Origin of the sequence: Nostoc sp., assembly GCF_036917455.1 — a bacterium.
GTDB lineage: Bacteria > Cyanobacteriota > Cyanobacteriia > Cyanobacteriales > Nostocaceae > Nostoc.
The window spans coordinates 1-23353 of the sequence record NZ_JBALDK010000206.1; the positions used below are offsets into that span (position 1 = coordinate 1).

A 23353-nucleotide genomic window follows, 5' to 3' on the forward strand; every position below is an offset into this window, starting at 1 on the left:
GAAAATATTCTTTTTGATTGGTATATATAAAGTCTTGTTAAGGCGAAGAGGTTTTGATAGTGGTAGTATTATGTCGAAAGATTAAGTTAGTGTTTATTAGTTCTTGAGAAGTAAGCTAGGTCAATGTAATTAAACATAAAACGCTCAGGAGATAGATCCCCAAGTTTTGATGAGAAATCGGCGATCTAGTTACTACATGGTTACTATGTTGATACTGACGTACTTAATTAGGGCGCTATTGCTGCCGAAAGTTTGGTTCTACTGGGCTTCCGTACTAAAGCTGCAAATGCGTAGACATCACTTCGTCTAAAATTATATGCAGGAGCAATTGGCACGCAAAAACTGCGCTATTGTTGCCAAAGCCAAGTTGAACTAGCATCTAAAATTGCTAACTATGTGACAAAGCTTCTGGCTAAAATAGGGCTATGTCTGAAACTTTCACATCTGTAACTGCAACACGCCCTACGTTCATCCTCGTAGATGGACACTCCCTGGCTTATCGTTCATACTTTGCTTTCGCCAAAGGGCGAGATGGAGGACTGCATACTAAAGCAGGGATTCCGACGAGTATATGTTTTGGTTTTGTGAAGTGCCTGCTTGAGGTAATGGCAACACAACAGCCCCAAGCAATGGCGATCGCTTTTGATTTGGGTGAGGCCACTTTTCGCCACGAAGCTGACGAGACTTATAAAGCCGATCGCAAAGAAACGCCGGAAGACTTCATTCCCGACTTAGAAAACCTGCATGAGTTGCTGAATGGCTTTAATCTACCAATTTTCACTGCCCCTGGTTTCGAGGCAGATGATGTTTTGGGAACCTTAGCACAGCGAGTAACTGCTGCTGGGTATAGGGTGAAGATTCTCACAGGCGATCGCGATTTATTTCAACTGATCGACTCTGACAAAGAAATCACTGTTCTGAATTTTAGTCCAGATGCTATAAAACGCTCTACAAATAGCATTACGGAATTTGAAGCAGAACAAGTCAAAGAGAAGATGGGTGTTTTACCTTCACAAATTATCGATTTTAAAGCTCTTTGTGGTGATAAATCAGATAATATTCCTGGAGTTAAGGGAATTGGGGAAAAGACAGCAGTGCAACTGCTAAATACCTATGGTTCCCTTGACAATATTTATGCAGCATTAGATGAAATTAAGGGCGCAACTCAGAAAAAACTAGTAAATGGTAAAGAAGATGCTGATAAGTCTCGCTATTTGGCCACCATTATTTTAGATGTTCCTATAGAAATTAATTTAGAAGATTGCAAATTAAAAGGATTTGATATAAGCGTCTTATCACCAATTTTAGAAAAATTAGAATTCAAGTCTTTTTTAGCTAAAATCAACGACCTACAGCAACGTTTTGGTGGTCAAGTTGAAGAAAAACAAGAAGCTAAAAAAGACGTAATTAATCCTAATTCAGAATTGAAGGATTATGAAGATAATGATTTGTGGTTTTTCAGTGCTAGTGATACAGCAGCAGTTATACAACAATCTACCTCTCCCATTACACCACGGATCATCAACAACGAAGCCAAACTAACTGAGTTAGTAGACCTTTTGCAAACATTCACTAACCCAGAGATTCCAGTTGCTTGGGATACTGAAACTACCTCTTTAGAACCAAGAGATGCTGAGTTAGTAGGAATTGGTTGCTGTTGGGGAACGCAACCAGATGAGGTAGCCTATATTCCTGTGGGGCATAAAACTGGGGAAAATTTGCATAAAGATTTGGTGCTAGAAGCATTACGCCCAATTCTCGAAAGTGCTGATTATCCCAAAGCTTTACAGAATGCCAAATTTGACCGCTTAGTTTTAAAGTGTCAAGGGATTAATTTAGCGGGAGTAGTGTTTGATCCCATGCTGGCAAGTTACATTCTAAATCCAGACTCAAGTCATAATTTGATGGATTTAGGGCAGCGATATTTGGGATTGATAGCAAAAAGTTACTTAGATTTAGTTCCTAAAGGTAAAACCATTGCTGATATAGATATTCCAGCCGTTGCAGATTACTGCGGTATGGATGCTTATTCTACTTTTGGGTTAGTAGCGAAATTGCGTGAGGAACTGGATCAAATTCCAACTTTGTCTAAGCTATTGGTGCAAGTGGAACAGCCGCTAGAAGCAGTTTTAGCTCAAATGGAATACACAGGTGTCCGCATTAATTCAGCTTATTTAAAAGAACTTTCGCAGCATTTAGAAACTGAGTTAGCTAGGTTAAAAGAGAAAGCGACTGAAATAGCTGGGGAAAATTTTAACTTAGGTTCTCCTAAACAATTGAGTCAAATCTTGTTTGAAAAGTTGGGGTTAAGTACCAGACATTCTCGAAAAATTCAAACAGGTTTTTCTACAGACGCAGCAACACTAGAAAGACTCCAAGAAGATGATAACAGTGGTTTTGTTGAGGCGATTATTGAATATCGCACCTTATCTAAATTAAAATCTACTTATGTTGATGCCTTACCTGCATTGGTGCGTCCAGATACCCAGCGAGTGCATACTGATTTTAATCAAGCAGCAACATCAACTGGTAGGTTATCTTCTTCTAATCCGAATTTGCAAAATATCCCCATTCGCACAGCTTTTAGTCGCCAAATTCGGAAGGCATTTTTGCCAGAATCTGGGTGGTTAATGGTGGCTGCTGATTACTCACAAATTGAACTACGGATTTTAGCTCATTTGAGTCAAGAGCCAATATTAGTGCAAGCATATCAGCAAAATGAAGATGTTCACACTGTTACCGCGCGGTTAGTATTTGAAAAAGAAAATATCACCTCAGAAGAACGAGGGATAGCAAAAACTATCAATTTTGGCGTGATTTATGGAATGGGTTCTCTCAGATTTTCGCGCTCAACTGGGATAGATAAGAGCATTGCCAACGAGTTCATTAAGCGGTTTAATGAACGGTATCCTAAAGTTTTTAGATATTTGGAGCAAGTAAAAAAAGAAGCGATCGCTCTTGGTCATGTAGAAACTATTCTCGGTCGTCGTCGTTATTTTGATTTTACTAATAACAGTTTACGCAAATTAAAAGGCAGTAACCCAGAAGATATCGATCTGAGTAAATTGAAGAATTTGGGCCCTTATGATGCGGGTTTACTACGCTCGGCTGCTAACGCACCAATTCAAGGTTCCAACGCTGATATTATCAAAATTGCAATGGTAAGACTGCATGAGGTTTTGAAGAACTATCAGGCCCGTTTATTGTTGCAAGTACACGATGAATTAGTGTTTGAAATTCCCCCTGATGAGTGGGAAGAATTACAACTGCAAATTAAGTCGGTGATGGAAAATGCAGTCGAGTTGAGTGTGCCATTGCTGGTAGAAGCGCGTGTTGGTGAAAATTGGATGGATACAAAGTAAGCGATCGGAAATCGCGGCTACACTAACAAAGTCTGCATATCACACTGCGCTGCGCTTCTCGCACCACACGGACTCCAGAAATGTGAAACCCACGGAGGTGGGTTTTATTTGTATAGCCACGAATTCCATTCGCCTAGGCAAGACTTAACCGCCACGCTTCAGCGCTGCTTCAATCTGCTGTAATTCCTTCTCTAAACGATTTTTGAGTTTTTCGGGTACGGGACGATTTGGGTAAGAACTGTAGTGTCCAGCCAGGGAATTAAGGGCTGTCCGCATAGTTGTAAAGGAGCTAAGTCCAGAAACAGAGTTAACTCGCTGATAGCGAGCCGAAAAGTCATTAATTTTCTGACGTGCTTCTGCTTGAACTGCTGTTTTGTCTGATGAATCTTGTGATAGATTCAGAGCTTGTCTCATAACATTGACCACAGCTAAGGTGTCTTGGCGATAATCCCCAGTCAAACTATCTGGACTGCCAGAACAGCCCATTAAGCCAATAGCTACAACCAAAACCAGCGCAAGCAAACGCGACCAATAGCGCTTCATATGCATTAATTAAAAGAATACGTAAATCAACGTCTATCCTATCTTGGATTGGTAACTTGGGGATCAATGGAGTTGCAAATAGGGGAGTGGGTAATGGCTATTTCGTTCCCTGAAAGGTGCTATTTTACAAGCTTATTGGGCAAAAAATCAGGTGATGATAAAATCTGATTGGACAATTATCATCGTAATGCCTTCTCTGGGAGAAACAAGGTTTCTGTACAGCTTGGTTCCCCGGATGAGTAAGCCAACACACATAATTTTACTTCTTGAGGTGATAGTTTTTCAATTAGCAACTAGGTGCAGATTTCTCGCTGATCTTCTTGACAAAATCCTTGTGGTAGTGGATGGATTAGCAAAGATTTCAATGGACGATTGAACTAAATCCTCCGAAAGTGTAATGCTTTTGTTCTGGATTTACTGCCTAGAGTGAGAGCAAAATTTTTTGGTCTATTGATAATAGGATCTTATGAGTTAGAGTTATGAAATTAGAGATCGAGACGATTTAATCAACTAAGTTTCCATGCCTCAATCTTTGTAATTTCAGCATCGTAATACATATCATCAGCCACAAAAAGCCGACTCCATAACCTGCAATTATGTCTGTGGGCCAGTGGACTCCTAAATATAAGCGGCTAATACCGATAGCAGCAATTAATATAACTGTCAAACTGTAAATAAATTTGGCAAAATGAGGATAGTGAGTTGCTAATTCGTGAGCAATAAAACCATAAAGCACCATAGAACCTAGTGCATGGCCGCTAGGAAAACTAAAAGATTTTTCAGAAATCAAGCGATGCCATAGTTCAGGGCGAGGTTTAGAAAAAAACAACTTTAACCCTGTATTTAAAATCAACCCTCCTAAGCAAGCAAGTATAAAAACTTTTGCTTCTTCTTGGTAACGTCTCCACCAAAGTAACAAGACAGTTACGCCTGCAACTATAACGACTGTAGTAGGATTACCAAGATTTGTAATAAACAGCATGACATTATCTAAACTCGGATTGGCAAACTGATGTAGCCATAACAGAAAAGTCGTATCAAATCTAAAAGCATCTCGCTCTAAAACCTCTTCAGCTATTTCTGCTAAAACAAAAAGTATCAGCAGACAACTAGCAAGTCCAACAATACCAATTGTGGCAATTAAGGGAGCCAAACGAGGATGTATATGAAGCAACCAGAAATTAGAAATTTTTCGGAGCATACTTTAATCTCAGTACCTATTACCAGAAGCCACCGCTCCGATTTTTCTCTGTGCCTCTGCAATTAAAAAGTAATTTATTGAACCACAGAGGCAAGGCAGCGCGGTCTTGGGGGTTTTCCCCATGAGCGACTGCCGCGCAGAGAACACAGAGTAAAGATATGGAAGAGGAATTTTTTATCCTGAAAGGGCTACTCCTAACTCCTAATTTTTTGATAAAGAGTATTCCGTTGTTGGTAAGGTCGTCCTAAAGAAGCGATCGCAGTTTCTAAAGTTTCCACTTCCATACATGTACCACCCAAAGCACCTGCCATTGTGGTAATATGCTCTTCCATCAAAGTGCCACCGATATCGTTGCAACCCCAAAGTAAGGCTTCGGTTGCACCTGCAAGCCCCAGTTTTACCCAACTCTGCTGATGGTTAGGAATCCAATTACCCAAGTAAATCCGTGCCACAGCGCCTAGCAGCAGTGCATCATTTAAAACGGGTTGATCGCGTCCGACACGGCGACGTAAGGGTTTGGGGGCTTCTTGCCCAACGAAAGGTAATAAAATAAACTCTGTGATCTTTGCAGGATATCCCCGATCGATGGCAGTTTTTTGGAGCGATCGCAATTTTTCTAAATGTCCGATTTGCTGTTCGTGGGTTTCAATATGCCCAGATAACATGGTGCTAGTGGTATGTAAGCCTAATTTATGAGCAGTGCTGACAATTTCTAGCCAAGTGGCTGTATTAATCTTCTCTGGACACAATATCCGCCTTACTTCATCGTCTAACACTTCAGCTGCTGTTCCCGGCATTGAGCCAACACCAGCATCGCGCAAAGCAATAATCACATCAGCATACTCAAGTTCATCAAGTCTGGCGATAAATTCCACCTCTTGGGGAGAAAAAGCATGGAGATGAATCTGCGGAAATTCCTGTTTGATGGTTTCCACTACGTTGAGATAATAGGGCAAAGATTTACCATGTATCTGCGCTTGTGGATTTAATCCCCCCTGCATACAGATTTCCGTCGCTCCCCGTTGCACTGCATCTGTCGCTTTTTCTAAAATTTGCGCTGAATCTAACCAGTATGCACCGACATCACCATCATCTCGACGGAAAGCACAAAAACTACAATGCTGCTCACAAATATTAGTAAAGTTGATATTTCTGTTAATTATATATGTAACCGTATCGCCTGCTTGGGTGTGACGGAGTGTGTCAGATGTAGCACGGATTGCTGCGATCGCCTCTGGCTCAGTTTGTTGTAACAAAACCACTCCCTCTTCGGGAGATAAGTCGTACCCCATCAAGGCCCGCTCAAGAATTTTTTCAACAGAAATTTTCGTTAGCATTATTTTCTCAGTAAATCTTAATTTTACAATCTTGTAAAAAATAAAATTCTACTTAATAAATATACCAAGGTCTGGAGAATCCCATGCTCGAAGATAAGTTTTACCTTTAAAATTAATTTGTTGATATTTACTGTGCTTACTTTTTTTTGTTTCCATCGAAATAATTCCACACGGTTCAAAATCTTTATAAGAATCCTCTTTTTCTAAGACTGCCGAAATATTAGTGACATTAATATGTTGAATTTTAACAATTTCTTGATTATTTTGTCGCAAAAGTACCCAGAAAGGATATTCCCAAGGGTCATTTCCCATTGATAACCCAATATTCGAGCATTTCTTTGAATTTAAAAACTCAACTGCTCCTACATAAGTAGTTTTCAAGTATGGTCTATTAGTGAAATACTGATCAATTCTACTTACTTGGAATATATTGTTGCTATCAATAATAGGTCTAAACCTGTTACAAAATACCCAAGGTAATGATGATATCAGCAAAAATATTACTATGATAATTGCTATTTTTTGCTTTTCCAGTTTAGATAGAATAATTCCTAAGAATGGGGATAGGAGTACAAAAAAAGGCAAATGCAGACGACTATTCCAAGCTTGCCATTTTACAAAATAGCAAAATATAATAAATGTAGATAGGGCTGCAATCAAATAATCAAAAATATACCTTTGTTTCCGAATCTGTTTTCGAGTTATAAAAATTGTCATACATATTATTATCAATACTAGATGTACTAAATTACCCGCACTATTTTCGTTACCCGATATTCCGATTGTTGACCAGCCTCCTGGGACAAAAAATGTTTTTGAGAAAGTTATTCGAGGATCGTTTACATCGACACCAATAAATATATGGATAAGTTGAATTAATCTATTTGCTATTCCATTCCATAAACCAATTGGTGTACCTATATGTAAAGCAATATTTCTGAGAACATTAGAAAAAAGTATATTAATACCATATATTTCATTGCTATAATTACCTGGTTCCCCAAGTGGCGAAGCAAATAAATTATAATTGCGTAAATAGTGACCAATATTAAGTAATAAAGATATACTTCCTACTATCAAAGCTGGTTTCCATACTTTCCAACGTAAACGTTTGATCTGGAATAAACCAAACCAAATCAAAAAGGGGAAAATATAAAAATAAGCAGTTCCCTTGCTCAAAATAGCTAGTCCTGTACTGCTACCAATTTTGAATGAGTTCATTAAAATATCACTTGTTTCTGCTTGGATAGCTGATAGCAAGTAGTAAGCAAGACAAACTACCCAAAATGAAAGTACATAATCATTTTGAGTACTTGAAGCTTGCAAGATTCCCATAGGAATTGTTGCAGTCACAACAGCCGAGAAAACCTGACCTCGTACATCTGCTCCAAGTTTTTTAGCAATTAATGAGACTGCAATAATACAGCCAATCATACTGAACCATTGAACTAAGTCAGCGAAGTAGTCACCACCACTCAAAATTTGAAAATGTAAAATAACGAACTCTGACCAAGGGTTTTGATATAGCTGTGGAGTATAATTTGTTGGATAATGAGCAATGCTATGATTTTGTAACCAATGAGCAACACGACTCATGTGATAGTCCATAGAATCCCAGTTATTTGGTGGTGCGATGATAGCAATTAATCCAACTGTTGCGACAACGAAACCTATGCCAAATAATAAATTTATCAGGGATGGAATTTGAATATTTAATTTGGAATATTTATTCTGCTCTAAAATCTTAGGGGTTTGGTAATTTAACCGAAAGCATATATAAATTAATATGATACATATCAGTGCCCAAGTTATTAACACACTGCCAAAGTTAATTAATTTAAAAATATTCAAAAATTCGGTGATTGTAACAATGATAATTCCCCAGTAAGTAGATGTCAATATGAGAGATTCACGCCAATGGTTACGACTTTTATTAATTAGCCAAAAAATAGAAATAAAAGAAATTAGAGGCAAAAATATAGACATAATACCAACTGTTGTTTTGAATATTTAATAACTAGAATGATTTACTGGTCGAATTTAATCAATGCTTGACAGCTATAGCAATCCGGTTTTATTTCTGAAAAGATCCGTAAGGGAGCCAGTCGTGTGAGCGGGTTTCCCGACTTGGGCGGTAGTGACTGTGCCTAGCGTCACTAGCGTTGTGTTAGCACGGAGAGTACGGCACCAAACCCTTGATAATGGTGTGTTACTAAGCTGCATGAATATGGTGTTTTCTCATAAATAATTTAGGATTGCTATATCTTTAAGCTAATTGAATACGGCACAGATTACTAACAGTTATTTGCTGGTGTCAATATTCAAGGTGCTATTATACTCATTGTTTGTACTTAAAGTATTGCTGAAGCAATAAGCATATTAGGAATGAGCAAGAAAAAGCTAGCTTGATTCTGAATACTATCTATACATACACCAGACAATAAATACACTTAAAATTTATAAATTTCCCTAGAGTTTTCTGCAACTGACTCTCGCTTGAACTAAACTTAACAATTTACTTAGTAGTTTTTAAGTACTAAAAAATTATTGACAATAATTATTAATTGCTCTAATATTTAAAAACAATTACAAAAAATTTGCAATTCATTTTTGCTGCTAACCGTAACTAAATGTCATGCCCCACAACTTTGCTCTAGGTAACGGAAAGCCTTGGAGCCGCCGTCTATTATTGAAACTGGGCCTAGCCGGTGCTGGAATTACTGGTGCTGCCGGACTTTGGCAGATGCTAAATCTACAAAGTAAGTCGATCGTCAAAGTGCCACCACTCGATATGTCAGCACCAGACGATGCTACTAACCCGATGAAGATTTTAAGGGATTTTGATTATGGGACGGTAAAGCAGGAAAATGGGCGGACTATCCGGGAATTTCAGTTAACTGCGGGTACTTCCATAATCAAGCTTAATAGTGCTGTCTCTTACAATATCTGGGATTTAAACGGTCGCATACCAGGGCCAACGCTACGGGCAAAACAGGGCGATCGCATTCGGGTACTATTTCTGAATAATGCGGGACATTCTCATTCTTTGCATTTTCATGGCGTTCATCCAGCAGAAATGGATGGTGTTCGCCCAATTAGGAATGGTAGTGCCACTATTTATGAATTTGATGCTGAACCTTATGGCGTACACCTATACCACTGTCATATTGAACCAGTCACCCGTCACATTGCTAAGGGACTGTATGGGATGTTTATCATCGATCCACCGACTCCCCGTCCCCCAGCTGATGAGATTGTACTAGTGATGAGTGGATATGACGTGAATGATGATAGTCATAACGATTTTTATTCTTTCAACGGTGTACCCCATCATTACATGCATCATCCCATTCCCATTTACAAAGATCAGTTGATTCGGCTATATGTTCTCAACATCATTGAATACGATCCGGCAGTGACCTTTCATCTCCACGCCAACTTCTTTGATGTCTATCGTTATGGTATGAGTATGACTCCTAGCGAGAAAAGTGATGTGATTACGATGGGTGTAGCAGAAAGGCACATCTTAGAATTCGCTTTTCGCTACCCAGGTAAGTATATGTTCCATCCCCATCAAGATGCGATCGCAGAAAACGGGTGCATGGGCCAATTTGAAGTAATTGCTGACAGCAACCTCCAAAAACCTGTTGAAAAATCTTAATTTAAATAACTTATAATTTATTTCTTAAAATTTTAGAGCAATTAGTTGATAAGAGTTGTCATTATATGTCAAAGTAAAGTCTATGACAAGATGTCAAACAAACTAGCTTTTAGTGCTAGTTTGAAATGTTTCAATTAATACTTTTTTAGTTGTGTGAAGAGCAAAGATGAAAAGACTTCATTATATCTGTTTGACTTTTGCGACTGCGGCAATAATTACCTTGAGTTCCTGTAGCAGTACACCAACAGCAGAAAATCCATCAGCACCAGTTGCTAGTACTCCAACCACAGAAGCAGTAAGTAGTAACGGTCATACCGGTCACGCTAGCAAAGAAAAAATTAATATTAACACGGCTATCTTGTCAGAATTAGATAAGTTTGAAGCCAAACTAGGTGTTCCAGCTTTATCTAATAAAATCCAGGCAAATCGTCCTTATGGCAATCCAGAAGATTTAGTTACTAAAAAAGTAATTACTCAAGAGCAATTCGACCAAATTAAAGACCAGGTTGGCGTTCAAGAAGTAGTACTCACAGGTGAAGCAAAAGATGTTGACTACATGAGTAAGTTGAGCTTAATGAAAGGGCATCTTTTAGTAGCAAAAGAACTGCTAGATCAAAATCAGCCGAAACAGGCAGAGCCTCATATTGGACATCCAGTTGAGGAAATTTATGTGGATGTAGAAGATCAACTTAATGAGCGCAAAGTCAAAGAATTTAAGACAACATTGGTGAGTTTGCAAGATTTAGTGAAATCTAGTCCCAAGGATAGCAAAGTTAAAACTAATTTTGCTTCTTCAATGCAATCAGTTGATTCTGCGATCGCAGCTTTACCAGAAGCTCAACGCTCAAAACCAGGATTTGTACTACAGGTAATTAACGAACTACTAGATTCAGCTAACTCGGAATATGGCGCTGCGATCGCAAATGGTAAAATAACCGCCCCAATTGAGTATCAAGACTCCCGTGGTTTTGTCGTTTACGCCAATGATTTATACAAAGGGATTTCTAGTCAAGTAGCTCAAGCAGATCCCGAAGCGCATAAAGCAATCGATGCTAGTTTCGCTGAACTCATAAAAGTTTGGCCCTCCGCCATCCCACCAGCCAAAGCAGTCAAAATACCTAATGATGTTACCAAGCTGGTGAAAACCATTGAGGAAAACTCTCAAAAAGTGGTTGATAAATCTAATACCAAAGCATAGCGATAACACTTTCTTTTAATGGAAAGCAGATGGTAATGAGTTTAAAATGATGAAATCGTTAGGAGTTACGAATTAAAAATTACGTTAGCGTAGCCCATTATGAATTACGAACTCCTAACTAATTGCGCTCCATTCGTTACTTAAACTAACAACTGATGCAAGAACTAGACCAGAAAAAGACCATTGACCTGCTGAACGCCATCATGGAATTTGAACTAGCAGGGGTAGTGCGCTATACCCATTATTCTTTGATGGTGACTGGTCCTAACCGGATTCCAATTGTGGCTTTTTTCAAAGCACAGGCAAGCGAATCTTTACTTCATGCCGAACAAGTAGGAGAAATTCTTACCGGTTTAGATGGGCATCCCTCATTGAAAATTGCCCCAATGGAAGAAACTTACCAGCATAAAGTCAAGGATATCTTGGAAGAAAGCTTATCCCACGAAAAAAAGGCATTGGATCTGTATAAAAATCTGCTCGAAACTGTCACCAATGCTAGTATTTATCTTGAAGAATTCGCTCGCGGCATGATTGGTCAAGAAGAGATGCATAATCTTGAACTGAAAAAGATGCTACGCGATTTTGGTTAATAGTCATTGGTCATTAGTCATTGGTCATTAGTTAAAAACAAATTTAAAAGACGAAAGACAACTGACTAATGACAAAGGACAACTGACTAATGACAAAAGACAAAAGACAAAGGACAAAAGATGAATTTTACTTCTGCTCTACCTACTTTTGTAATCACACTCCGAGAAGGAGTGGAAGCTGCCCTTGTTGTTGGTATTGTGCTAGCTTTGCTGAAAAAAGCTAAACAATCTCGACTTAACTCTTGGGTATATGCTGGTATCGGCGTTGGCATTGTCGTTAGCGCCTTAATAGGTGTGCTATTCAGTTGGCTAATTCAAATACTGGGAGCAGCGAATCCTCAATACACCTCGGTAGTTGAGCCAGCCTTAGAAGGTGTGTTTAGCGTGTTAGCGATCGCAATGCTCAGTTGGATGCTAATCTGGATGACTAAACAAGCCAGATTCATGAAAGCTACAGTTGAAGGGGCAGTAACAGAAGCGCTGACACAAAACTCAAATGCTGGTTGGGGTATTTTTACTTTAATTTTAGTTGCTATTGTGCGCGAAGGCTTTGAAACTGTTCTGTTCGTTGCTGCTAATTTCCAACAGGGATTAATGCCAGCATTGGGTGCTATTGGTGGTTTAGTAGGAGCAACTGCCATTGGGGTGCTGCTATTTAAATGGGGTGTCAAAATTAACATCCGCCAGTTTTTCCAGGTAATGGGCGTTTTATTAGTGTTGATTGTCGCTGGGTTGGTAGTTTCAGGCTTGAAACATTTTGACGACGCTGTGGCTAACCTTGCTCTTAGCAGTCGTGCCACAGCAAGCCTTTGTTTCTATTACGAACGCTTTACTAAAGTCCATTCCTGTATTTTGGGGCCAATGGTTGCAAATACTTCCACAATCTTGCCTGACGAACAGTTCCCTGGCATTATTCTCAAATCTTTATTTGGTTATAGAGACAATCTCTATCTTGTGCAAGCGGTGGGATATATGACCTTTTTACTAACAATTGGAGGACTGTATTTCCGCAGCCTTGGAGGTGCTTCTCCTCAAGGTAAAAAAAATATCCCCTTTGGTCAAAAACCGATTAGTTCTGCAAAAGATTAAAAGTACAATTAATTACCCGGACAAAAAATCTGGATTAATCCCCTAGTGTTTGAGTTATATATTACAACTCAAACATTAACTTATTAAAATTGCAAATAATGCATGAAAAATGAATTGATTAATGATTTTTTAGGAAAAAAAACTACAAAGATGCTTTGCGGTAGTTTTTTGATTTTAAGAAGCTGTTTAAAAAGTCTTATTATAGGTATCAAAATGTTCTAGATCCCCCTAAATCCACGCCACTTACTTCACTTGCAAAGACCCCTTGCGTTAGCCTCTCCCTTTCGGAGAAGACCGCAGTGGCTACTCTTAATAAGGGGGGAATTTGATTTCGGTTCCCCCCTTTTGAAGTGGGGTTAGGGGGGATCAACCCCAGTTAAAAATGAGTGGTATTAGACTAATTACAATAGCAACTAAGTTGTCTGAAGGTCTATCAAGTATTTTTATAAAGAACTAACGAACCCATCTCCATAAATTTTTGATAAGTTTAGCTATCTACATTTTTAAATACAGGTATTTATAACTAAATAATTTTTATTAACAATAGCACCAAGCCATCACTATTGTCATCACTTCTGCGAAATGTATCTTTGATTTAATGGGAGAACCTCGCATTATTAAGCTAAGTACCCTGTGGTGCAAACAACACTTGCTTAAGCTGCTGACAAGCTTTTTCAATTGCATCTATACTACCTGGATTCACCAAACCAAAATAATCAAATATATAGACTCGGTTATTTTTAATTGCTTGTAGTTGCTGCCAAAAAGATTCTTTTTTCAGCGAATCTAAAAGTGCTGCTTCTGAATTTCCTTGCGGGGGATTAACCAAAATTATCACTTCTGGATTTGCTTCTAAAACTTTCTCAGCCGAAAGCGTTACATAGCCACCAATTGGACTTTTTCCTTGTAAATCTGCGGCGATATTTTTCGCCTGAAATTTCGCCAACAAATCCCCTGCCCAACTATTTTTATTCGGTGCTAAAATTGGTTGGCGACTAACCAAAGCTAGAGTAGAGAAACCCTGAGTTGGCTTTTCTGGCAAGAAAGTTTTGTAACGATTTAACAAAGGCTGAGGATCGGTGTCAATAGATTTAGCAAGGGTTTTTGTAAGTTCTTCTAGAGATTCCCAGTTATTCACCTTAGTGAGCAAAGTCGGAATTCCTAGCTGCTGAAGTTTTTGAATTGGGATGTTGGAAAAACCTTCTGCACCAATAACTAAATCGGGTTTTAGTGCTACCACTTTTTCTAAATTTGGTGGGTTTTGTCCTTCGCTAACACGGGGAATATCTTTGAATCTTGAGTCATTCTTAAATAATTTACTACCAGTGATGCCGACAATTTTTGTTGAATTAAGTCGAGAGATAATGTCAGCAGAAAGAGAAGAAAGAGCAACAACTCTTTTTACCGATCCTTTTGGTAGTTGTTGAGAATTTGTGTTTGTTGTCTCAGTAGGGTTTGTGACTTTTATTTGTGGTTGCTGAGTGGTTGCAGTCGTGCAAGCGGCTAAAACTATACTCATCAAAAGTGCTAAAGCAGATAAGAGCCAACGACGATACATATTAAAATTCCTTCTGGGGTAAGAATTGCATAAGAAGTATACTCAGCACCACATTCAAAAATCGCAAATTTAGCTTTTAGTAATATAGCTATAAAGTACCAAGCGGGAGCAAGAAGCCTGAGAATGAAAAGATATAGCTAATGACAAGAGCTAAAAATTAGGTTATTCTTGTTTCAAAAAAATATTGCCTTGGCAGATTTTCACTAACTAAGGTAGAGGCTAAATCTACTCAATAGTAAACCAAACTTGCTTTGGATTCAGATGTTTTTACTGCTATGCATGGGTTTATGTCTTTATATAAAGAATGCAGCAACACAAACATGGCTTTGGCAGTCTAGAAAAATAGGTTTTAAAACTCTTACTGCTTAACTATATAATTCGATACACGTTGCCCACAATTATCGGAATTGGGGTCGATGATTATTGTGTCCATCTCCTGGTAGGTATGTCTAACCATCCTTTGAACGTTGCAAGATCGACATTATTTTGGCGGCATCTATTCGCTGTTGTTTTCACTACTAGTTCGTTGCTCCCCAATTTTGGAAACGAACCAGCAAGGGCGCAAGCAACCCAATATTGCCAGTTATCATCATCTGCGGCGAAAGAAAAAGAAAACTTACGTTTATCAGCGCTCAAAGGCAATCAAGATGCCCAAACCCGCTACCAAAACTTACTAAAAAAACAGGCACAAGATTTACATGAGTGCCGCACTCGGACTTGGCCACAAATCCAAGCTGTCTGGTTGCGCTTGTATCCCTGTGATATTCAGCCAGGAATAATCGATCAGATTATGGATCGGATTGTCAACCGTGGCTATAACCAAGTTAATTTGGAAGTATTTTATGATGGGCAGGTATTATTGCCAGCAAAAGCCAACCCGACGGTTTGGCCTTCTATAATTCGCACTCCAGGGACAGAAAACATCGATATACTCGCTACAGCAATTAAAAAAGGTCGGCAACGCGGTTTGAAGGTCTATGCCTGGATGTTTACTAACAATTTCGGCTATACTTATGCCCAGCGCCGAGATAGAGAAAGTGCGATCGCTCGCAATGGTAAAGGTCAAACCAGCCTATATGTCGTAGATAACGGCTCTCAAGTATTTATCGACCCCTACAACTCCCAAGCAAAAAGCGATTATTACCAATTAGTAAAAGAAGTTTTGCGCCGTCGTCCAGATGGTTTGCTATTAGATTACGTGCGCTATCCCCGCCAAGCAGGAAGTGATTCCATCGCCACCAAAGTTTCAGATTTATGGCTATTTAGTCCTGCAACCCAAGAAGCTTTATTTAAACGGGCACTGAATTATAAAGGGCTGGACTTAATTCGGCGTTATTTGAGCAAGGGATATGTTACCGCCGGAGATATCGCGGAAATCGATCGACTTTATCCCCAAGAAGGGGAACCCCTCTGGCAAGGACGCATTCCCCCAACAGCGCAAAAATCAATTCTATCTGCGATAGACAGACAACCACTGTTGCAATGGGAGTTGTGGCAGCTAGCTGTTGCCCACGCCATGCAAGGAATTTTAGATTTTGTCAACATAGCCAGTTACCCAGCCAAGCAGCAAGGTGTTTCTACGGGAGTAGTGTTTTTCCCTGATGGCAACCAAACTGTAGGACAAGGGTATGATTCTCGCCTGCAACCTTGGGATCGATTCCCCACTACATTAGAGTGGCACCCGATGTCTTATGGCAATTGCGGTAATGTCAGTTGTATTGTGGCGCAAGTGCAACGGGTTTTGAGTATGACAAAACCAGGTACTAAAGTGATTCCAGCTTTAGCGGGCAAGTGGGGAGAATCGGTCAGTAATCGTCCATCCCTAGAAGTACAAATGCAGGCACTTCACCAATTCGCGCCCCAACTGAAGGGAGTTAGCCATTTTGCCTATTCTTGGCAATATCCTGAGAATGATAACGATCGCAAATTTTGTCGCGTTCGGTAAATAACAGAATTCAGGAGTCAGAATTCAGAAGAAAAATTTTCCTCATATCCTTTATTCCCCACTAAATTTATTCTGAATTCTGTATCTTTTTCAATTAACTCAAAGCCAAGTCCTCTGGCGTATTACAGTTAAATAGCATTTCTGGTTCTGATAAGGGCAAAACTTCTACCGGATATTGCCGCAGCCATTGTTGAAACGATCGCTCCCCTTGATTGATAAACTCTAAAAGTTGTGGCAAACAGCGACGGCGATAGAAACCACACAGAGGTTCCCAGCCTTTAGGATGAGCGGCTAAAGCTGCGATCGCATTATCCCCCACGTTATCAAGTCTAGCTACCCAATCTTGCAACACCTCAACCCGCAACCTCGGCAAATCGCAAGCTAGCAGCAGTACCCATTCTGTTTGTACTTCCGCTAGTCCTTGGGCAAAACCAACTAAGGGACCGTGGGCGAGAGATTCTCCAGATAAAGGTACTTCTCGGATAAATTGGCAATCAGGCGAAAGCAAGTCTTGATAACGTTCGGGCCAAGGAGTTACTACATAAACAGCATCAGCACAGCTTTGAGCAATCCCACAAACTCGCGGTAACAACGGTATTCCTTCAATGGAAATCAAGGCTTTATCCTGACCCATACGAGAACTCTTACCGCCCGCTAAAACAATGGCGCTTAATCGGCTACACGAGTCAATAGTCAATCACTTTGCACAAATAAGAAGATCCACCAATAGATAGCACGAAACGACACAAGTTAATCAATATCATAGCCATTACCGTATGTGCTGTAATTTGTATAGCAGATGATTGGATTGCAATAGAGACATACGGTTGTGCAAAATAGAAGTGGGTAAACCTGGGGACTGAACCCTGATTTCTCACTACATCTCTCAAAACCTTCCTTGTGCAGGGGATGAAAGGGAGCAGAGGAGCAGGGGAGCAGGGGAGAGTTCAAATACCAAGTTCTTTCCCTTCTGCCCCTCAAGCTTGTGAGAAATGCGGGTTAAATCCTCAAACTTAATTAAAAACATTTTTATAATTAGCAAATAGCACTCCGTCACATGATACTATTGCATCAGTATTTGTACAAATCAACGCCCAAAAGTTTCAGGCATATTTTCAAGGAAGAAAGATAAACTAGGATAAAACTATTTTCTGTTGTGCCTTATGCCAACGAAAAATTATTTATACCCACCTACTTCCTTCATTGACTTCTTTGAGCAAGCTGTTCAATCATTAATTAGAGATTCTCAATAAGTGGGATTTTCAATTCCTTGAGTTTAGAGGATGTTTGAAAAGTCTAAATTGTTACTCGTCTGGGCAACTAAAAGTCGCGGGTAAAGAAGATTTTACCGACCGTTCTGGGTGAAAATCCTTCATTTTTCCATAGTCCGCGTAGGCGGACTATGCTTTGTGTAGTAGAGAATTATATTCGCCCAAAACTTTTCAAACAACCTCTTGGACCTGAGTTTTTATCTAAAAAACATAGAGGTTAACGTCAATGAACCAACTACAGGTATTAATGCTAGGGCCTAATTTAGAACAAAATGGAGGAATAGCAACACTTGAAAACCTAATAATTAAGCATAGTCTTCCTGATATTCAAATACAGCACATAAACACCCATGATGAAGGCTCACTTACCCACAGAGTAATTGTTTTCGGGAAAGCTATAGCTCAACTTTTATGGAAATTATCAAGTCAAAAAATAGATGTTTTACACATTCACATTTCTGGTGGTGGTAGCCTTCTGCGAAAAGCGATTTGTTGCATTGTTGCCTTTATTTTTAATAAACCTGTCTTGATGCATACTAATGGCTCTGGATTTCATCTAACTTATGCTAAACTTCCTCAACTAGCACAGCAAGTTTTAAGTAAAATATTTCAGCGCTGCCAAGGGTTTATTGTTCTTTCAGAAAGTTGGCAAGATTACTATACGTCGAATCTAGGTTTAAATCCCAAGCATGTTATTATCTTGGCTAACCCCTCCGAATTACCTACACAGATTCCTGACCGCAAAAATCGGACTCAAATCAATTTGGTCTGTTGTGGGCGAGTCGGTCAGCGCAAAGGGACATTTGATTTAATTAAGGCATTTGCCAACCTGTCGGACGAGCAAAGAAAATATAGTCGGCTAATTGTGGCAGGAGATGGTGAAATCGAAAAAGCGCAGCAGTTGGCTGCTAGTCTGAACGTTACAGACCAGGTAGTTTTTTTGGGTTGGATTAATTCTGAAAAACGGGATGAACTGTTGTCACAATCAGATGTGTTTATTTTGCCTTCTTACAACGAGGGTCTGCCTCTGGCAATTGTGGAAGCAATGGGTTGGAGTTTGCCTGTGATTGCAACCCCTGTTGGAGGTATTCCTGAACTAGTGATTTCAAATAAAAATGGCCTGCTAGTTACCCCAGGAAACATTCAACAGTTATCATCAGCGATGGAATTGTTGATTGAAGATGAGACTTTGCGACTTTCTTTAGGCAGTACTGCTAGAAAAAATGTCGAGCCTTTGGATATTAGAAATTTCTGGATTCATTTAGCCGATATTTATAATTCATTATCACAATTTAATTAACTTTACTCTTTGACTATCGATGATTGATTCGGATGGACTTTAATGGCGCTCCTGCAAGAGTCCGAATCCACAGATGGAGACCCAGAGTGAATTTTCAACCACCTTCCATCTTTGCGCCAATTGCGAAAACAGGTATATACCGTCTGCCAAACGGGAAAATCTCAAGCGTTTTAAGCGTGTAAATCAAGCTTGTTGTTGGAGTGGTGATGCCGATTTAAATAGTAGTAAAAATATTGCTGCTATTGAGTTGCCTTTGTAAACCAACCCAGAGGCTCTAACTACCTGTGCTGGGATCACAACACAGGTAGTTCAGGGCTAGTAAGGTATATCTAAATCTGGGTAGAAATTAGCTAGCAGTTTTTAACCCCATAACGAAAAAGATTTTACTGAGACAGGGATTGTAATTGTTAATCCTTGGTCTGTTTAGGCTCATCATTATACTGGGCCAGTAACATCCTAGTTGGGAGAAATAAAACTGTTTCATGCCCTCACCTGACTTTTCTGCACTTGCTGCAATAAATGCTCTACATTTTCCGCTGGTGCAAGACACTTCAAACCTTGGCAAACTAAGCCAATGCTTCCTGCTGGTAAATCAGATGTTATAGCAAACACAGATGCTGGTAGAAACTTGGGGATCAGTGAGTTTATTTGCTCAGTGGTGCTGCGAATCAACGTAGAATTACGATACCAATCCAAGGCTGTAAATAAGCTGGGACAAGCTTGAGGGGAGCGATGCATTACACTCTTAAAAGCTTTCAAACCAAGTTCCGCTAAATCCAAATAATCTAGATTATCGGTGAGTAGAGCGAGACGGACAAGGTTAGCGATCGCAATTCCATTCGCTGATGGTGTAGCATTATCTGCATAACTACGTTCTCTGACGATTAAATCTTGACTAAAATCGCTTGATGTGTTATTGTAACCACCTAATTCCACACTCCAGAGAAACTCGTTGAATTCATCTTGGATAGCGATCGCTTTTTCTAACCATTGCTGATGCTCAGGGTTGGAAGCTTGTAAATCCAGGAGAGCTTTAATAAACAAAGCGTAATCTTCAGACTGGGCTAAAACAGTTGGTTCGCCTTGATAATTGAGTCGCTGAAAACGCCCATTTACAAACTGATTTTCCAAGATAAAATTCGCCGCTCGTGCTGCTAATTCAAAATATGATGGGTCTTGGAAAACACCAGCAGCCCTGGCTAGCCCGGAAATCATCAAGCTATTCCAGGCGACAATCATCTTTGTATCTGTCACCGAGGGAATGCGACCTGGCCAGTTAGTCGTTTTTGCTTCCTGGTTGTTACGAGCCGAGGGAAAAGTTTCTAGGGACTCAGAACTAACGCCATAACGAGCGTTAAACAACTTGCTCAGTGCCGTTTCTAGCGTTGTACTCAGTTTGCCTGAATTCCTTCTTTGGAAAACATTGCTTCCTTCAAAGTTACCGTTAGGAGTAACAGTAAATTCTTCTTGCAATTCCGTTAATTCTTCAGGTGTTAACAGTTGTTGTACTTCGCTGTAACTCCAAACATAAAAAGCTCCTTCTTCTGGTTCTACAGCCGTAGGTTCAATGAAGCTATCGGCATCTTGAGAAGCATAGAAGTAACCTTCCGGTGCGGTCATTTCCCGCTTTAGCCATTGTACAGTACCAGCAACTGCTCTCTCAAACGCTGGTTCTTGGACTCCTGCACTCCATAAATTTCCGAGATACTCCACAATTTGTCCATTGTCGTAGAGCATCTTTTCAAAATGCGGTACTGTCCAAGTCGGGTCAACAGTATAGCGATGAAAACCACCAGCTACATGGTCATAAATGCCTCCCAGCGATAAGTCTAGTCCTCGCTGGGTACAAATTTGCTTGCCATCATAGCGAGATTCAAAATTAAATCGAGTTCCCCGCAGTGCTAATTCTGTATAGGGAATCATCGGAAAACTATTGCCAGATTGATTACGAGTAATTACACCTGTGCTGGTTTCCCAACCTTGGCGGAGTAATTCTCGGTCTTCAAGCTCATCTGTTGTGCCGTCCTGCAATACCGCAGAGGTGAGCAGAGACTCAATAATTAGGGCTTTGCGTTGCTGTAATTCTGCTTTTTCGGTGTCATAATAACGGCGAAGAGCTTGCAACACCTGCAAAAATCCCGGACGACCATAGCGCGGGTCTACAGGAAAATAAGTACCAGCGTAAAACGGCACTAAATCTTCTGGGGAAAGAAAAATATTTAAAGGCCAACCTCCTTGACCGCTCATCATCTGCAAAGCTTGCATATAGATGCTATCGAGGTCAGGTCTTTCTTCCCTGTCTACTTTGATAGGAAGATAATTAGCATTCATGAAGTGGGCGATCGCAATATCAGAAAAAGCTTCGCCTTCCATGACAGTACACCAATGGCAACTAGAGTAACCAATGGAGAGAAAAATCGGTTTATTTTGCGCCCTTGCAGTTGCAAGTGCTTCGTCACACCAAGTCCACCAATCAATTGGGTTTTCGGCGTGTTTGCGGAGATAGAGGCTCTTAGCTTCAGCAAGGCGATTAGTCACGATCAAATGCAAATAGTTGCTTTCTTTGCTCAGTCTAACTTGTTCCCAGGAGTGTTAGCCTAGACAGCTATATATGCAAGAAATCCTGCAAGCGAGTTACCCCTTGGGTAGAAGGTAGTAGTGCATGTCTTTGATATCGCCAACACCTGTGTAAGTTATGAAATATTTTTACTGAAAAGATCGCAATAGCAAGCTAACAATATTTGGTGGTGCTTCTCGCACAGGTGATGCTGCCTTTGACTGAATTAAAGTATTTGGGCTAAGTCCTGCTATCAAGTGGAGCAAGAAGGTGATGATGGCGGCTTGTATAAGTTTTTCCAGCATGGCACGTCTCTCTCTGAGTGGATAGCATTTCAATTAGGACTCGTTATTCTGAATACACCTCGTACTATCGATTTACCGAATCTAACAAAATAACTTGATAATTGCTGACGAAAATCCTAAAAAAATGTTTAAAATGTTACTGAAAGCTAACACAAGTCTCTACGCAAGTTGGATTTCGGTTATCGATTTAATGAGTACATCGCCAAAATTGTCCAGCAAATGCCGAGATAAGAGGTTGGCGATAATTGGAGTTTTTTCATTTGTTCTTCCCTACCGGGATATTCTCTTAGACACCTTTTGCTACTAAAAAGTGCCCTTGGAGGTTGAAAAAAAAAGGAAAGAGAGCAGGGAGCAGTGAGCAAGGAGGATACAAAAGAATTGCTACAGCATGAGTCAAAGGTTATTTCTCTTTACCTCTTTTTGGGTAAGGTAAAACGATAAAAATTTAAGTTATCTGCTTGAAAACACTAGATATAAACCCCAGTTTCGTGCTGTCACCGATAAAATGTATTTAAAGTAGCCACAAACACGCTTCCATGATTCCTATCGTTATTGAACAATCGGGTCGAGGTGAACGCGCCTTTGACATCTACTCACGGCTGTTACGTGAGCGCATCATCTTTTTGGGACAACAAGTTGACAACAACATTGCTAACTTGATTGTTGCCCAACTGCTGTATTTGGATGCTGAAGACCCGGAGAAGGACATTTATATGTACATCAATTCTCCCGGTGGTTCGGTGACGGCTGGTATGGGCATTTTTGACACTATGAAGCACATTCGCCCTGATGTCTGTACAATTTGTACCGGATTGGCGGCGAGTATGGGCGCTTTCCTCCTCAGCGCTGGTGCTAAGGGTAAACGGATGAGTTTACCCCATTCTCGGATTATGATTCACCAACCTCTCGGTGGCGCTCAAGGACAGGCGACTGATATTGAAATTCAGGCGCGGGAAATTTTGTACCATAAGAAGCGGCTCAATGACTATTTAGCTGACCATACAGGTCAACCAATTGAGCGCATTGCTGAAGATACTGAACGTGACTTCTTTATGTCACCAGAAGAAGCCAGGGATTATGGTTTGATTGACCAAGTGATTGATCGTCACGCTGCTGGTAGCCGCCCAGCAGTTGCTGTTCTTAATTAATAGTCACGATTGGTAAATGGTGATTTACCACTTTTAATTCTCTTAAACCCTAAAAATAACTCCTCTTCACTTATAAAGAGGGGTTATTTTTGGAATGGGTGGTCTGTTCTTGTACTTAATACCGATTTATGCGATCGCTTCCCACAAGTTTTTTTGAGATGCTCCCGTCCCTGGTCTGTTGTCCAGCCTAGTCGCTGCATCTCAACATCTGTTTGAGCAATTATTTTAGAAAAATTTACAGATTCCATAACTTCATTACTGTTTCAACAGCCTACGTTATTAGTCATT

Annotated in this window: 17 protein-coding genes and 2 pseudogenes; 9 read left to right on the forward strand and 10 right to left on the reverse strand. The window is 40.0% G+C overall.

From position 1 onward, the window contains the following. Positions 1-425 precede the first annotated feature (425 nt). Complete coding sequence (polA, locus tag V7K42_RS22170; protein ID WP_334919463.1) at positions 426-3362, forward strand: DNA polymerase I; 2937 nt, start codon at positions 426-428, stop codon at positions 3360-3362. Positions 3363-3506: 144 nt separating this feature from the next. On the opposite strand, the gene psb27 is transcribed toward polA, so the two are convergent. The 4 genes from psb27 to V7K42_RS22190 all read right to left on the reverse strand — a co-directional run bounded on the left by psb27 (position 3507) and on the right by V7K42_RS22190 (position 8429). After that, positions 3507-3911, reverse strand: a complete 405-nt coding sequence (psb27, locus tag V7K42_RS22175) for a photosystem II protein Psb27 (RefSeq protein WP_181154303.1) — start codon at positions 3909-3911, stop codon at positions 3507-3509. A gap of 496 nt (positions 3912-4407) precedes the next feature. Beyond that, a complete protein-coding gene (locus V7K42_RS22180) occupies positions 4408-5106 on the reverse strand; it encodes a phosphatase PAP2 family protein (protein ID WP_334919464.1) in 699 nt (232 codons plus the stop codon). A 194-nt stretch (positions 5107-5300) separates the two neighbouring features. Then, positions 5301-6443: a 7,8-didemethyl-8-hydroxy-5-deazariboflavin synthase subunit CofH gene (gene cofH / locus V7K42_RS22185; RefSeq protein ID WP_334919465.1), complete on the reverse strand. Its 1143-nt coding sequence runs from the start codon at positions 6441-6443 to the stop codon at positions 5301-5303. A 48-nt stretch (positions 6444-6491) separates the two neighbouring features. After that, the gene (locus tag V7K42_RS22190) at positions 6492-8429 is read right to left on the reverse strand and encodes an ArnT family glycosyltransferase (protein WP_334919466.1); all 1938 of its coding nucleotides are present in this window, start codon (positions 8427-8429) and stop codon (positions 6492-6494) included. A 649-nt stretch (positions 8430-9078) separates the two neighbouring features. On the opposite strand from V7K42_RS22190, the gene V7K42_RS22195 reads away from it, so the two are divergent. The 4 genes from V7K42_RS22195 to V7K42_RS22210 all read left to right on the forward strand — a co-directional run bounded on the left by V7K42_RS22195 (position 9079) and on the right by V7K42_RS22210 (position 12981). Continuing rightward, positions 9079-10104 (forward strand): multicopper oxidase domain-containing protein, encoded by a 1026-nt coding sequence (locus V7K42_RS22195; RefSeq protein ID WP_334919467.1) that lies wholly within the window; start codon positions 9079-9081, stop codon positions 10102-10104. A gap of 166 nt (positions 10105-10270) precedes the next feature. Next, positions 10271-11302: a helix-hairpin-helix domain-containing protein gene (locus V7K42_RS22200; protein ID WP_334919468.1), complete on the forward strand. Its 1032-nt coding sequence runs from the start codon at positions 10271-10273 to the stop codon at positions 11300-11302. A gap of 155 nt (positions 11303-11457) precedes the next feature. Next, a complete protein-coding gene (locus V7K42_RS22205) occupies positions 11458-11892 on the forward strand; it encodes a ferritin-like domain-containing protein (protein ID WP_094339640.1) in 435 nt (144 codons plus the stop codon). 120 nt (positions 11893-12012) lie between these two features. Then, a complete protein-coding gene (locus V7K42_RS22210; RefSeq protein WP_334919469.1) occupies positions 12013-12981 on the forward strand; it encodes an FTR1 family iron permease in 969 nt (322 codons plus the stop codon). A 622-nt stretch (positions 12982-13603) separates the two neighbouring features. On the opposite strand, the gene V7K42_RS22215 is transcribed toward V7K42_RS22210, so the two are convergent. After that, a complete protein-coding gene (locus V7K42_RS22215) occupies positions 13604-14539 on the reverse strand; it encodes an ABC transporter substrate-binding protein (RefSeq protein ID WP_334919470.1) in 936 nt (311 codons plus the stop codon). 445 nt (positions 14540-14984) lie between these two features. Between V7K42_RS22215 and V7K42_RS22220 the strand changes: the two genes are divergently transcribed. Beyond that, on the forward strand, positions 14985-16484 hold the full coding sequence (locus tag V7K42_RS22220; RefSeq protein WP_334919471.1) for a family 10 glycosylhydrolase: 1500 nt from the start codon (positions 14985-14987) through the stop codon (positions 16482-16484). 94 nt (positions 16485-16578) lie between these two features. Here V7K42_RS22220 and V7K42_RS22225 read toward each other — a convergent pair whose 3' ends face one another. Next, positions 16579-17175 carry a molybdenum cofactor guanylyltransferase gene (locus tag V7K42_RS22225; RefSeq protein ID WP_334919478.1) on the reverse strand — a complete coding sequence of 199 codons (597 nt, stop codon included), beginning with the start codon at positions 17173-17175 and terminating at the stop codon, positions 16579-16581. Positions 17176-17210: 35 nt separating this feature from the next. On the opposite strand from V7K42_RS22225, the pseudogene V7K42_RS22230 reads away from it, so the two are divergent. Together V7K42_RS22230 and V7K42_RS22235 are read left to right on the forward strand one after the other, a co-directional pair. Then, positions 17211-17321, forward strand: a pseudogene (locus V7K42_RS22230) (transposase family protein); the annotation flags it as partial. A 660-nt stretch (positions 17322-17981) separates the two neighbouring features. Further along, positions 17982-19055, forward strand: a complete 1074-nt coding sequence (locus V7K42_RS22235; RefSeq protein WP_334919472.1) for a glycosyltransferase family 4 protein — start codon at positions 17982-17984, stop codon at positions 19053-19055. Between the two features lie 3 nt (positions 19056-19058). Here the strand turns inward: V7K42_RS22235 and V7K42_RS22240 are convergent. The 3 genes and pseudogenes from V7K42_RS22240 to V7K42_RS22250 all read right to left on the reverse strand — a co-directional run. Continuing rightward, positions 19059-19216, reverse strand: a pseudogene (locus V7K42_RS22240) (transposase); the annotation flags it as partial. 319 nt (positions 19217-19535) lie between these two features. Next, positions 19536-21593: a thioredoxin domain-containing protein gene (locus tag V7K42_RS22245; protein ID WP_334919473.1), complete on the reverse strand. Its 2058-nt coding sequence runs from the start codon at positions 21591-21593 to the stop codon at positions 19536-19538. A 168-nt stretch (positions 21594-21761) separates the two neighbouring features. Beyond that, a complete protein-coding gene (locus V7K42_RS22250) occupies positions 21762-21917 on the reverse strand; it encodes a hypothetical protein (protein ID WP_334887523.1) in 156 nt (51 codons plus the stop codon). 536 nt (positions 21918-22453) lie between these two features. Between V7K42_RS22250 and clpP the strand changes: the two genes are divergently transcribed. Next, positions 22454-23065: an ATP-dependent Clp endopeptidase proteolytic subunit ClpP gene (gene clpP, locus V7K42_RS22255; protein ID WP_334887521.1), complete on the forward strand. Its 612-nt coding sequence runs from the start codon at positions 22454-22456 to the stop codon at positions 23063-23065. A gap of 83 nt (positions 23066-23148) precedes the next feature. Here clpP and V7K42_RS22260 read toward each other — a convergent pair whose 3' ends face one another. Next, a complete protein-coding gene (locus V7K42_RS22260) occupies positions 23149-23313 on the reverse strand; it encodes a hypothetical protein (protein WP_334919479.1) in 165 nt (54 codons plus the stop codon). Positions 23314-23353: the final 40 nt, after the last annotated feature.

Excerpts from the sequence above, each read along its gene's own strand:
- polA (WP_334919463.1), top strand. The coding sequence starts at position 426 with ATGTCTGAAACTTTCACATCTGTAACTGCAACACGCCCTACGTTCATC.
- psb27 (WP_181154303.1), bottom strand. The coding sequence starts at position 3,911 with ATGCATATGAAGCGCTATTGGTCGCGTTTGCTTGCGCTGGTTTTGGTT.
- V7K42_RS22180 (WP_334919464.1), bottom strand. The coding sequence starts at position 5,106 with ATGCTCCGAAAAATTTCTAATTTCTGGTTGCTTCATATACATCCTCGT.
- cofH (WP_334919465.1), bottom strand. The coding sequence starts at position 6,443 with ATGCTAACGAAAATTTCTGTTGAAAAAATTCTTGAGCGGGCCTTGATG.
- V7K42_RS22190 (WP_334919466.1), bottom strand. The coding sequence starts at position 8,429 with ATGTCTATATTTTTGCCTCTAATTTCTTTTATTTCTATTTTTTGGCTA.
- V7K42_RS22195 (WP_334919467.1), top strand. The coding sequence starts at position 9,079 with ATGCCCCACAACTTTGCTCTAGGTAACGGAAAGCCTTGGAGCCGCCGT.
- V7K42_RS22200 (WP_334919468.1), top strand. The coding sequence starts at position 10,271 with ATGAAAAGACTTCATTATATCTGTTTGACTTTTGCGACTGCGGCAATA.
- V7K42_RS22205 (WP_094339640.1), top strand. The coding sequence starts at position 11,458 with ATGCAAGAACTAGACCAGAAAAAGACCATTGACCTGCTGAACGCCATC.
- V7K42_RS22210 (WP_334919469.1), top strand. The coding sequence starts at position 12,013 with ATGAATTTTACTTCTGCTCTACCTACTTTTGTAATCACACTCCGAGAA.
- V7K42_RS22215 (WP_334919470.1), bottom strand. The coding sequence starts at position 14,539 with ATGTATCGTCGTTGGCTCTTATCTGCTTTAGCACTTTTGATGAGTATA.
- V7K42_RS22220 (WP_334919471.1), top strand. The coding sequence starts at position 14,985 with ATGTCTAACCATCCTTTGAACGTTGCAAGATCGACATTATTTTGGCGG.
- V7K42_RS22235 (WP_334919472.1), top strand. The coding sequence starts at position 17,982 with ATGAACCAACTACAGGTATTAATGCTAGGGCCTAATTTAGAACAAAAT.
- V7K42_RS22250 (WP_334887523.1), bottom strand. The coding sequence starts at position 21,917 with ATGCTGGAAAAACTTATACAAGCCGCCATCATCACCTTCTTGCTCCAC.
- clpP (WP_334887521.1), top strand. The coding sequence starts at position 22,454 with ATGATTCCTATCGTTATTGAACAATCGGGTCGAGGTGAACGCGCCTTT.
- V7K42_RS22260 (WP_334919479.1), bottom strand. The coding sequence starts at position 23,313 with ATGGAATCTGTAAATTTTTCTAAAATAATTGCTCAAACAGATGTTGAG.